At 39.3% G+C, this 12,369-nt stretch carries 12 protein-coding genes; 3 read left to right on the top strand and 9 right to left on the bottom strand.

Annotation, left to right across the window (positions count from 1 at the left end):
* Positions 1-38 precede the first annotated feature (38 nt).
* Entirely contained in the window at positions 39-503 is a 465-nt protein-coding gene (gene nrdI, locus HMPREF0848_RS07440) for a class Ib ribonucleoside-diphosphate reductase assembly flavoprotein NrdI (RefSeq protein WP_037609373.1), read from the top strand.
* Positions 504-538: 35 nt separating this feature from the next.
* Here the strand turns inward: nrdI and HMPREF0848_RS07435 are convergent, their stop codons facing one another.
* The 8 genes from HMPREF0848_RS07435 to tig form a co-directional block, all read right to left on the bottom strand.
* Positions 539-3,079 (bottom strand): bifunctional 2',3'-cyclic-nucleotide 2'-phosphodiesterase/3'-nucleotidase, encoded by a 2,541-nt coding sequence (locus tag HMPREF0848_RS07435; protein ID WP_008535694.1) that lies wholly within the window; start codon positions 3,077-3,079, stop codon positions 539-541.
* Between the two features lie 166 nt (positions 3,080-3,245).
* Positions 3,246-3,989, bottom strand: a complete 744-nt coding sequence (locus HMPREF0848_RS07430; RefSeq protein ID WP_008535693.1) for a 16S rRNA (uracil(1498)-N(3))-methyltransferase — start codon at positions 3,987-3,989, stop codon at positions 3,246-3,248.
* On the bottom strand, positions 3,990-4,943 hold the full coding sequence (gene prmA, locus HMPREF0848_RS07425) for a 50S ribosomal protein L11 methyltransferase (RefSeq protein ID WP_008535692.1): 954 nt from the start codon (positions 4,941-4,943) through the stop codon (positions 3,990-3,992).
* Positions 4,922-5,389: an NUDIX domain-containing protein gene (locus HMPREF0848_RS07420; RefSeq protein ID WP_008535691.1), complete on the bottom strand. Its 468-nt coding sequence runs from the start codon at positions 5,387-5,389 to the stop codon at positions 4,922-4,924. Before HMPREF0848_RS07420 ends, prmA begins: the two co-directional genes overlap by 22 nt.
* A gap of 15 nt (positions 5,390-5,404) precedes the next feature.
* Positions 5,405-5,875, bottom strand: coding sequence for a DUF3013 family protein (locus tag HMPREF0848_RS07415; RefSeq protein ID WP_008535690.1), 471 nt, complete (start codon positions 5,873-5,875; stop codon positions 5,405-5,407).
* Between the two features lie 94 nt (positions 5,876-5,969).
* The gene (locus HMPREF0848_RS07410; RefSeq protein WP_008535689.1) at positions 5,970-7,574 is read right to left on the bottom strand and encodes a CTP synthase; all 1,605 of its coding nucleotides are present in this window, start codon (positions 7,572-7,574) and stop codon (positions 5,970-5,972) included.
* Between the two features lie 249 nt (positions 7,575-7,823).
* A complete protein-coding gene (gene rpoE / locus HMPREF0848_RS07405) occupies positions 7,824-8,399 on the bottom strand; it encodes a DNA-directed RNA polymerase subunit delta (RefSeq protein WP_008535687.1) in 576 nt (191 codons plus the stop codon).
* Positions 8,400-8,557: 158 nt separating this feature from the next.
* Positions 8,558-9,841 (bottom strand): trigger factor, encoded by a 1,284-nt coding sequence (tig, locus tag HMPREF0848_RS07400; RefSeq protein WP_008535685.1) that lies wholly within the window; start codon positions 9,839-9,841, stop codon positions 8,558-8,560.
* Between the two features lie 140 nt (positions 9,842-9,981).
* On the opposite strand from tig, the gene HMPREF0848_RS07395 reads away from it, so the two are divergent.
* Entirely contained in the window at positions 9,982-10,824 is an 843-nt protein-coding gene (locus tag HMPREF0848_RS07395; protein ID WP_008535684.1) for a mechanosensitive ion channel family protein, read from the top strand.
* A 245-nt stretch (positions 10,825-11,069) separates the two neighbouring features.
* Here HMPREF0848_RS07395 and HMPREF0848_RS07390 read toward each other — a convergent pair whose 3' ends face one another.
* A complete protein-coding gene (locus tag HMPREF0848_RS07390) occupies positions 11,070-11,567 on the bottom strand; it encodes a sigma factor (protein ID WP_008535683.1) in 498 nt (165 codons plus the stop codon).
* Positions 11,568-12,028: 461 nt separating this feature from the next.
* Between HMPREF0848_RS07390 and HMPREF0848_RS07385 the strand changes: the two genes are divergently transcribed.
* Positions 12,029-12,369: ISL3 family transposase (locus HMPREF0848_RS07385; protein ID WP_008535682.1), on the top strand; the 341-nt coding region annotated here is incomplete at its 3' end.

The following is a 12,369-nucleotide window of genomic DNA, read 5'->3' as shown; positions in this document are numbered from 1 at the left end:
TTGAGCAAACACAAGATATAGATAGAAAGAGGACACTTATGTCTCAACTTACCCTCGTGTATATTAGTCTTAGTGGCAATACCCAAAGCTTTGTCAAACGGATGTCTGATTATTTATCCCTAAAACACGGAATTACCTGTCGCCAAATCAATATTAAAGAACTCAATCATGAAACCTTCCAAGTGGACGAACCCTTTGTTGCTCTATTGCCAACCTACCTTGAAGGAGGCAATGGTATCGACAATGGAGATGTCGAAATCCTAACTAATCCACTGGGAGACTTTATCGCAGCCCATGATAACTACAAACGTTGCTTTGGTATCATCGGTTCTGGTAACCGCAACTTCAACAATCAATACTGCCTAACTGCTAAGCAATATAGTAAACGTTTTGGTTTCCCTATGTTAGGGGACTTCGAGCTTCGTGGTACACAGTCTGATATCGAACGTCTGGCACCCATTATCCTAGAAGCACAAAAGAACTTTAAACAACTATCAAACTAAAGCCAAAAAGCCCTGATAGGGGCTTTTTATCTTGCTTAATTTTTCTCTTGCTTTTTGATTCCAAAGAATCCAGCCAAGGTCAAAAGAACCATTCCAGCTAAAGTTGCTGACACAGATTCGTCTGAATTCGTGTTTGGCAAGCTCTTGGCTGAGCTTGAAGGTTGAGTTTCTTGCACTTGAGCTTGAGGTAAGATAACGACTTGAGCGTTTGATAACTGGATAGCTGAAGCAGGTTTAGCCACGCTAGCAACTGCATTAGCATTTGGTGTCATACCCTTCGTTTGGTCCACTGTCACTGCATCTTTTGGTGACTTCTCAGATTCTTTCTTAGTCGTATCCTCAACTTGATTTGCCTTTTCCTTAACAACCAAACGGTACTCTGCAAATCCTGCCTGTGTTGATGGTCCTACATAACTAATGTCATCCTGACCAGCAAGATGAGCACGCGCATTGTCAGAAGAGGCAAAACGGATGTCTGCATTGGTAATATTAGGAACGAAACTCCAATTTCCATCGGCACTTGGATTGATTGTTTTCTCGCTGACGATATAGTCAATGATGGCCTGACGATTTTCAAGATTGAGGAGACGTTTTTCTGCAGCATCCTTAACACCAGGGAAATTACCAGTCGCACGGTAGTTATTAGTCACCACAAGGAAAGTCTGATTCAAATCAATGGGTTTACCTTGATAAGCCAAGTCACGAACACGACTAGCGTCTGGGTTAACCAACTTACCTTCACGATCATATTTGTTAGGTTGTGTCAAATCAAACTTGTAAGTCAACCCATCAATCACATCGTAATTATATGAGCGATAACTACTGTTAATAAGTTGTTGTGGTTCTTTGCTGTTAGGATCAATTTGATTGAACTGTCCTGCAGACATTTCCAACCATTCTTTAATTTGTGCTCCAGTCACTTTGAGTAGGGCTGTAACATTATCGTAGAGGTAGAGGTCTGCGACATTCTTAATGGCCAATGGCCCCGCTGGAATATCAGTATAGTAGGTCGCATCCCCACGAGTCCCCGCCTTGAAAGGTGCCGCTGCTGATAGAAGTGGAAGATTTTCATCTGCTGTTCCCGCTACTTGTTTTTTAGCATACCATAGTTGTGCATTATTAACGATCTGAATAGATGGATCATCCTGAACCTGAGCAAAATAGCTAGTAATTGGTGCAGTGGTCTCACCAACTTCCTTACGAACATAGTTGATTGTTCCATTATGGTCATGAGCAGCCATGTCAATTAAGTCCTTGTCCGCAACATCTGACTTAGTATCAATCTTTTCAAGCTTGGCCTTACTGTTGACAACTTTCCATTTACCATTCGTATAAGTCAACTTGACATCCATGATTCCGAGATGGTCTCCGAACTTACCAGCCATAACCACAGGTTTTCCATTGATGAGACCATTAACATCATCTACACCAGGATATTTAGCATAAAAACTTGTGCCATCTCCATTTGGAAAATCTGCATGAGAATGCCCTGTCGCAACAGCATCAACGCCTTCAATACCAGCAATTTGGTAACCTTCATTTTCCTCGTTCTTAGTGTATTCATTGTCACCAATACCAGAGTGAGCTGCGACCAGAATATAGTCAGCTCCTGCAGCTTTCATTTGAGGAACAATTGTCTTAACAGCCTCCATTGGATCGTCAACGGTTACCTTACCTTCAAGATTGGCCTTATCCCAAACCAAAATCTGTGTTGGAAGGACACCCGTAATACCGATTTTTAGTGTTACCTGTTTACCGTCTGTATCAGTAAAGGTCTTGTTAACAATCTTATAAGGATTGTAATAGTAGTCACCTGTCTTAGCATCACGCACATTGGCATTGATAATATTAATCTTAGCAGTCTTAACCATACGGTTCAAAAATTCGAGGCCATAGTTAAACTCGTGATTTCCAAGCGTTTCGGCATCATATCCAAGCATCTCAAAAGCCTTATACATAGGGTGAGTCTCACCTTGGGCAACAGGATCAATCAAAGCCTTATAAGTTCCAAAAGGAGTTCCCTGAATCGTATCCCCACTGTCCACCAAGACCGTATTGGGTTTGGTTTCACGGGCTTTTTTGATAAGAACAGCAGTTTTAGACAGACCAACTGTTTGAGACGGCTTATCTTGATAATAATCATAGTTAACCAAGTTGGTATGAAGGTCTGTTGTTGACAAAATCTGCATATCAACAGTTTGCCCCTCATGAGCAGGCTCTGTAACAGGTTCAGCCTGTACTGGTACTGCTGGTGTCACCTGGTTAGCATTGGTCAAAACAGCACTGGCTTCTTGACTTGCTTGGGACGTTGAAGTATTAGATGATGGCTCTGCAGACGCATTTGCCGCTACTGGTGTTGGGGTAGCAGATACAGTCTCTGCTCCTCCTTGAACAGCTGTCTCCGAAGTTCCTTGTCCTGATACAACAGAAGTCCCGCTATCTGTCACACTTTCGGTAGAAGCAGTTGGTACTGGTGCCGTTGCTTCATCAGCATGCCCTAGGACTTGTGGCACAGTCAAGAGGGCAAAAAGGCCCAAAACCACAGCGGATTGAGTCACATAGCGATTCGTTTTCATTAAAAATCTTCCCCTTTTATAAAGATAATACAATTATATTAAAACCAAATAAGATTATCAACTTTTTTAGAAATTACAAAGTCTATGTCAAAATAAACAGCCGGGAGTAAGTCTCAGCTTAAAAGTGTCCAAGACTAAAAAAAGTTGGAACAAGCCCAACTTTCTCTTATTGATTCAATTCTAAAGCGTAACTCACACTGCTCAAAGCATAGAGAGGAGCTGTTTCCGTCCGCATAATACGTGGTCCAAGGCCAATCTTAACGCCACCAGCCTCTTCAAAGGCGTCAATCTCAGACGGAGAAATACCACCTTCTGGTCCAAAGATAAAGAGGAGCTTCTGTCCATGTTCCACCTGAGCCAATTCACGCGCTAGAGTAGCCAACTCGCCAGCTTTGGCTGTTTCCTCATAGGCGATAAAAATCTTATCAAAATTAGCTAATTCTGATAGAAATTCCCCCTTTTCCTCGAACAACCTGACCTCAGGGACATGATTACGCTTGGATTGTTCTGCAGCTCCTAGAGCAATCTTGGCAAGCTTATCTTCCTTCTTGGCAAGCTTCTTACCATCCCACTTAACCACAGACCAGTCCGCAGGGAAAGCCCAGATAGCCTGTGCTCCAAGCTCCGTTGCCTTTTGTGTCACCAGCTCTAGCTTATCTCCCTTTGGAAAACCAGAGGCAATGGTCACTGAAACAGGCATCTCGACATTATCAGTTAAGTCTTCAATCACTTCAAAGACATGATTCTCACGGTCAGTCACACGTGCAAGACGCTTGATACCGTCTTCAAAAACCAAAACCACCTGATCATCCTCTGTTAAACGCATAACGTTAAACATATGCTTCACAGTATCCTTGTCTTTGATGATTACTGGATTTTCAACCTGCCCCCTTATAAAATACTGTTGCATTTAGCCTCCAATCACACCTGAAATATCATCTGTCTTCTTGAAGACACAGGCATTCCACTCTCCCTGAACCATGTGAGTTTCTAGGAAGAAACCAGCTTTCTCGGCCGATTCACGTACCATATCCCATTTTTCAGAGATAATTCCTGACATAATCAAGTAACCTTCATCCTTAACCAAACGGTAGGCATCTTCCGTCAGGTGGATGAGAATATCCGCTAAAATATTAGCCACGATAACATCAGCTTCTTGCGTCACACCCTTTAAAAGATCTCCCGCAGCAACATGAATATTTTCCATACCAGGATTCATGTCGATATTTTCCTGTGCCACTCGAACCGCTACGTCGTCAAGGTCATAGGCGTAGATCTCCTTAGCACCAAGAAGAGAGCTAGCAATCGAGAGGACACCCGATCCAGTTCCCACATCAATCACCGTCTCACCACCACGGAGCACCTGTTCAAGTGCAAAAAGACTCATCTTAGTCGTTGGGTGTGTTCCTGTCCCAAAGGCCATGCCAGGATCCAGCTTGATAATCTTCTCACCAACTGATGCCTCATAATCTGTCCATGACGGCACGATAGTCAGGTCATGGGTAATGCGAGCTGGTTCATAATATTTTTTCCAATTCTCAGCCCAATCCTCTTCAATCAACTCTTGAGTAGCCAAGTGAATATCTCCCGTTTCAAGACCAAAATCCGTCAACTCAGCCAAACGCTCATTAACTTGCTTGGTAATGGCCTTGATATCTGCTGATTCTGGATAATAAGCCGTAATTTTAACTGTCTCTACCTGCTCAACCTCAGGATAAAGTTCCCCAAAACGGTCCGCATTTTCCAAATAATCTGCACTATCATCAATAGCTACACCCTGGCTCCCAGATTCAATTAGAATATTAGAAGCCGCATCTTCGACCTCACGATTAACTTCAATCGTTAATTCCTGCCATTTGTCCATATATTATTTTCTTCCTTTTCTGATAAATAATCTTTAAAGCGTTCTTGCAACTGTGGAATGATTCCTTCTGCTTTTATAAAGTCCTCTATAAGCATCAATTTAAATTCTTGGCCTTCATCTCCAAAATCAATCTCCTGATACTGCTCCTGACTAATTTGAACAACCACAAAAACAGCTGACCTGTCTTTATCCAACATACTAGGATAGATTCTCGACCAAATAATTGATTTCTCTTCCAAAATCAATCCAAGTTCCTCCCAGACTTCACGTCGAAGACACTCAAGAGGCGTTTCCAGGCCTTCTCTTCCACCACCAGTCAATTCCCACATATTGGGCCAAGGAATAGCTGGTTTATTATCTCTGAGAATAACCAAAATACTTTGTTCTACGAGTAAGGCAGCCTTAACACCTGTAAAATCGAACTGATCTTTTAAATAAGCATCCATCCCTTTTCGCTCCCTTTAATACCTTGGATAAGCAAAAAACTCCTTCTCATTAAGTTGGGCTTTTCCTTTTTCGAAAGCATCTTTGTCCCAAACCAAACCGAATTCCTCAGGTCCATCATCAGATAGGAAATCCATCAAGTCACTCAACCCTTCTGTTGCCACCTCATTCAAGGTTTCTGCAAAATAAGCTAAAAACTCACGAGATAGACCTTTCTTAGGCTCATATGGAATTGTCACTAGGTAGTCCTCTTCATCAAAACGTGATTTTGCTGGATTGTAAAAGAGCACGTAGTCTTCAAAAATAACATCCTCATCAGACACTTCACCCTTGTCATCAATAGTCTCCACATTACCACTGTTTTGCGCTTCTAGGATGAAGGTTACTTCTACAGCGTGATTCTTTTTATCCCAGTCTATCGCAAAATCATAATCCAAATGCTTATCTAATTCTTCTTCTAATACTGACAAAAAGCCAAACTTAGCCATTTGTTTTCCTCGTTCTTTCTTAGTATCCTCCTTATTTTAGCATAAAAGGAGCCAATAAAAAACAGAGTAGGCTGTCCCACTCTGTTCTAGTTCGTTATTTCGCATTTTCAACCGCTGCTGTTACAAAGGCACTGTAAAGCTCTTCAGCATGGTTTGGACGGCTATGGTATTCTGGGTGGTATTGTGCTGCCACAAAGAATTTCTTGTCTGGGAGCTCTACCACTTCCATCAAACGATTATCTGGTGACACACCTGAGAAGACAAAGCCTTCAGCCTCAAACTGTTCACGGAACTTAGTATTAAATTCATAACGGTGACGGTGACGACGTTGCACTACCTCTTGGTTTCCGTAAGCAGTAGCTGCCTTAGAACCTGGTTTCAACTTACATGGGTAAAGACCAAGACGAAGAGTTCCACCCATATCTTCAATATCAATTTGATCACGCATAATATCAATAATTGGGTATTTAGTTTCTGGGTCAAGTTCAGCCGAGTTAGCCCCATCCAAGTGAAGAACGTGACGAGCAAACTCAATACATGTCAATTGCATACCGAGACAGATGCCCAACATCGGTACATCGTTCTCACGAGCATAACGAATAGCTTGAATTTTGCCCTCAGTACCACGTTGGCCAAAACCACCAGGAACGATGATACCATCAGCATCAGCCAAACGAGAAGCAACATTTTCCGCAGTCAAGTCATTCGCATTAACCCAGTCAATATCAATAGCAGTATCATTTGCCAAGCCTGAGTGTTTAAGTGCCTCAACCACTGACAAGTAAGCATCGTGAAGCTCTACATACTTACCAACAAGAGCAATTTTCGTTGTCTTCTTAAGATTAAGCACCTTATCAACCATAGCAGACCATTCTGTCATATCTGCAGCTGGAGCATCCAGTTTCAAATGATCACAAACAATTTGATCCATACCTTGAGCTTGCATATTAAGTGGTACTTGATAAATATGTTCCACATCTAACGATTCAATAACAGCCTCAGGTGCAACATCACAGAACTGAGCCAACTTATTTTTGATTCCTTGACCAACGGGTTGTTCTGTACGGATAACCAACATATTTGGTTGAATACCCAAACCACGCAATTCCTTAACAGAGTGTTGCGTTGGTTTTGTCTTCATTTCACCAGCAGCTTTCAAATAAGGAAGAAGTGTTGTGTGGATATACATAACATTATCAGAACCCACATCAGCCTTCATTTGACGAAGAGCTTCAAGGAATGGAAGACTTTCAATATCACCAACCGTACCACCAACTTCAGTGATAATAACATCAGAATCAGTCGTTGTCGCCGCACGCTTAATCTTGTCTTTCAAAGCATCTGTAATATGCGGAATCACCTGAACAGTCGCACCAAGATACTCTCCTTTACGTTCTTTACGTAAAACTTCACTATAAATCTTACCAGTAGTCACATTAGAGTATTTATTAAGGTTAATGTCGATAAAACGTTCGTAGTGACCAAGGTCAAGGTCAGTTTCAGCACCATCATCAGTGACATAAACTTCACCATGTTGGTAAGGACTCATCGTTCCTGGGTCAATATTGATATAAGGGTCAAATTTTTGAATGGTAACCTTAAGTCCACGATTCTTAAGCAAACGTCCAAGACTCGCAGCTACAATCCCTTTACCAATTGAAGATACTACACCACCAGTGACGAAAATATATTTTGTCATGTTAACTCCTTTAATATAATGTAAAACCATAAAAATAGCAGATGATTACCGTATTCGATAATCGAGATAGTCCTTTACCAGTGTCCAACATGAGTACTATTTAGTAACTCAATATCAACAAAACCAGTAAATGACATAAAACAAAAATGACCCCCAAGAGTTTTACTCTGGGAGTCTTGATCATGACCTCTTCAAAAGAGGTGCCCGATACATAGTCTAAACTATCCAAGACTATTTGTCAATGAAAAATTAATCATTTGACTCATCTTCATAGTCATCATCGTCATCTTCTTCAGACAGCTCAACATCATCTAAATCATCATCTGGAATAATTTCATTCAACTCAGAGTCATAAGATTCCACTTCGGCTTTCTCATCATCATCGTTATCATCATCGTATTCAAGACTATCAGAATTAGGTGTAAAGTTTTCATCTTCTGGGTCATCGTCATTGTAGTCAATGGCATCTTCATCACCATCCATGAAGGCATTAACTTTTTTATTCTTACGTTTTGGCGCATTTTCATCAGTATCTTCCAATGTGATGACTTCTTCATCAATTTCATCAATAGCGTACCATGAACGTAAGCCCCATTTGTTATCTCCTAGAGGAATGAAGCTCCCATCCGTATTCAAATCTGAATAAAAGAATGGCAAAGCTTTACGGATATCAGCATCCGATTTTTCTAAGTAATTTTGAATTTCATTGACCAAATCATTGAAATACATTTCATTATCACGACCACGTGTTTCTAAGATAGCACGGGCCACTTCAATCATTGATAATTCACTTTTTTCTTGTCCAGCAAATACGTCTAGTTCCAAAGTGGTTCTCCTTCATTCTTACTCAAGCTAATGTCGAAACAAAAATAGCTCGGCAATCAATTTTTCGCTACCCTCTATTTTACGCTAAAAAGAGTCAATAGTCAAAGCATTTATAGAAGAAAAAATCAAGTCTCAACAGAAACTTGATTTTAGTTCTATTATTTAACTTTTGCTGAGCTTGTGATAAGTTCAACAGCTTTTTTCATCGTAATATCATGTTTAAGCATCTCAGGTGAAAGAAGTGAAGAAACTTGTGATACTTCCATGTTGTATTCAGCTGCAAGATCGTTAATTTCTTTTTGGATTTCTTCTTCTGTAGCGTCGAATCCTTCAGCAGCAGCAACAGCTTCAATAACAAGGTTAGTTTTCACACGTTTGTCAGCATCAGCTTCATATTGCTTGTGAAGATCTTCTTGAGTTGTACCAGTGATTTGGAAGTACATTTCAGGAGAAATACCTTGACGTTGCATGTTACCCATGAATTCGTTCATAGCACGGTGAACTTCGTCTTCAACCATTTCAGCTGGCAATTCGACGATTTCAGCATTTTCAACAGCCAAATCAAGTGCAGCACCTTCAACAGCATCGTCAAATGCGATTTCTTTAGCTGCTTCAAGTTCTTTACGATATTTAGCTTTCAACTCATCAAGAGTTTCAACTTCGTCATCAAGGTCTTTAGCCAACTCATCATCAAGAGCAGGAACTTCTTTAGCTTTAACTTCGTTAACTTTAGTAACAAATACAGCATCTTTACCTGCAAGATCAGTAGCTTGATAGTCTTCTGGGAAAGTTACTTTAACTTCTACTTCATCACCAGCTTTTGAACCAACCAATTGGTCTTCGAAACCTGGGATAAATTGACCTGAACCAAGTTCAAGAGAGTGATTTTCACCTTTACCACCATCAAATTCAACGCCATCTACTGAACCAACAAAGTCGATAACAACAGTGTCGCCATTTTCAGCTGCACCTTCTTTAACGACCAATTCAGCCAAGTTTTTACGTTCGTTTTCAAGCTTAGCATCAACATCTTCATCAGTAACTTCTTTAGAAACTTCAACTGAAACTTCAAGATCTTTATATGCACCAAGTTTTACTTCTGGTTTTGTAACAACTTCTGCAGTAAGTGTCCAATCTTGACCTTTTTCAATTGATTTGACATCAATTTTTGGTTGTGCAACAACATCAAGACCAAGTTCAGTAATCGCTGCTTCATAAGCCGCTGGAAGAATCGCATTCAAAGCATCATCGTAAAGTGCTTCTTCACCAAATTTTTGGTTAAATACGGCACGAGGCATGTGTCCTTTACGGAAACCTGGTGCGTTCAAATTCTTTTTAACCTTGTTAAACGCTTGATCCAAAGCTGGTTGAATTTTATCTTGACCGATAGTAAATGTCACCACACCACGGTTAGTGGCTGTGTTTTCAAATGATACAGACATGTAGTCATTCTCCTTAAAATTTTATAGATACAGTTTAGTTTACCATATTTCAAAGCCTTTTAAAAGTTTTTTTCTCCAATTTAATCACAAGAACATCGTTACAAACTGCTTCTTTTCTCAAATTTTGATAAACTAGTGCTATGAATATTTTACAAAAGTATATCCAACAATTTAATTTCGAAGAAATCTTAATGGTACTTATTACCAAAGGAATCAAACTCCTTATTCTCCTCACTATATTCCTTCTCAGTAAAAAAATCATTGACTTTCTTTTTAAACATACTGTGGGACGATCTCTATCCTGGACTATTCAAACCCCTGCCCGACAAAAAACAATTGAGCGCCTGCTACACAATAGTATGAACTACGTGCTTTACTTTTTCCTTGTTTACTGGCTCCTCAGTATCCTTGGTGTCCCTGTATCTAGCCTCCTTGCAGGAGCAGGACTTGCTGGAGTTGCACTTGGTTTAGGCGCACAAGGCTTTTTATCAGATGTTGTTAACGGATTTTTCATATTATTGGAAAATCAATTTGAAGTGGGAGATTCAGTAGAAGTAGGAACTGTTACGGGTCGGATTTCAACTGTTGGTATCCGAACAACACAAATTCGAGGATTTGATGGAACGCTCCATTTCATACCCAATCGAAATATTACAATCGTATCCAACAAATCTCGAGGAGACATGAGAGCACAAATTGACATCCCAGTTTATATATCGACTGATATCAATAAAGTTATGAGTATCATAAAACAAGTTAATCAAGATAACATTGAAAAATATCCCGAAATCTGTGGAACACCAAATGTTATTGGATTAATCACAACACCGTCAAGCCAATTAGTTTTTCGAGTTGACATTTTTACACAAAATGGACAACAGACCCATATCTACTCAGACTTCCTAAAACTTTACCAAGAAGCTTTGATAAAAGAAAAGATTGAACTTCCAAAATTTTCCGGAAATTCCATAGCTGTAAAATAATTAAGATTCAATTACTCATCACAATAATCATCAACTGAAAAAACACCCAAAAATGAATGCACTGCACTCCCTATGTTAGATTTTATTCTATCTAACATAGGGGGTGTTTAGTTATGAAATCAGCTTATTAAGATAGTATTTATCGTTATAAGCTAGTGGTTAAAAGCAATCATCTCAAACTTTGATCATTACTAAAAGTGAATAGATACCATAGAACAAGATAAAAAACGTAATAAAATCGAAAATTAATCCTCCTCATTGTAAGGATCGAAATCAACCATCCAAAATCTTAACTCTCTAATCATCTTCTTTCTTCCCCTAAAACATTCACCAGCCAACAATCGATCTAACTTAGCAGAATCTTCAGCAGAAAGTTGATTACGAAAAGCCTTAATTTGCTGATCATAAACGATTCGGTCTACTGTATCTAATCCCTTATCTGGAAGACAAAAAGCGATATCTGAAATTTCTACATAACACTGCCTATTGATTTGACGCTTAACTGACTCCTGTCGTCTAACTTCGTCATTCAGTCTATTTCTAAACTTCGTTTTAAAATAACGACGTAGCTTATCATCATCACCTTCTAATTCGGGAAATTTGTTTAAAAGTTGATAAAGAGTCATCATAGCTTCTTGCTCCATATCTGCTTGGTCCCAAAGTTGAATAAAGTATTGGCGAAAAGCTTTAAGGACAATCGGTCGTACAACCTCATATGCGTGAACAAAAACTTCTTGCTGCATAAAACCTCCAATAAAAATAAAATAATGTAATCTAATTAAATTACAAATCCAGTATAAATGAAGTCAGCAAAATAAAATAGCGACATAAATGTCACTATAAAATTGAGAGAAAACACGAAAGAAAATCAAAAAAAACTTCAAACTTCCAAAGCTTAGATAACATTAAAAAAACTACTTTCAAGTAAAAAAGTGACTTGGGCTCCAAGCTGAAAACCTTTTCCTATTCAAGTCAACCGATATAGCAGAGCTAATTTTCATATTTCATCCGTAAAAAATCTTACTACTCAATAAAATTGAAGTGAACTACTAAAAAGTATGCGCTAAGATATTAATATCCTGTGACTCTATAATTTCTGTAGTGGGTAAAACCACCATAGAGATTATAGAGCTTTTTGAATGCAGACAAAAAGTCCCATAAGAACTATAATGAAAAGCAACCAAACCATCATTAGGAAGAACTTATGAGACTTATTAAGAATACCACAGAATTAATCGGAATTAAAGACCCAAACATCATTATTTCTCTTGTTTTTGAAAAAGATACCTACATTGAGGTTCAAGCAACACTTGATTATCCTGCACCACCATGTCCTCACTGCCAAGGAAAGATGATCAAATATGACTTTCAAAAACCTTCTAAAATTCCTCTCCTTGAACAAGCTGGAACACCTACACTATTACGTCTTAAAAAGCGTCGTTTCCAGTGTAAAAGTTGTAGGAGAGTCACGGTAGCTAAGACATCAATCGTTGAGAAAAACTGCCAAATCTCCAATCTAGTCCGGCAAAAAGTTGCACAGCTCCT

The organism is Streptococcus sp. C150, assembly GCF_000187445.1.
In the GTDB taxonomy this organism is placed as follows: domain Bacteria; phylum Bacillota; class Bacilli; order Lactobacillales; family Streptococcaceae; genus Streptococcus; species Streptococcus raffinosi.
The sequence above is the reverse complement of the archived record's forward strand: the minus strand, read 5'-3'. Positions and strand labels throughout refer to the sequence as shown.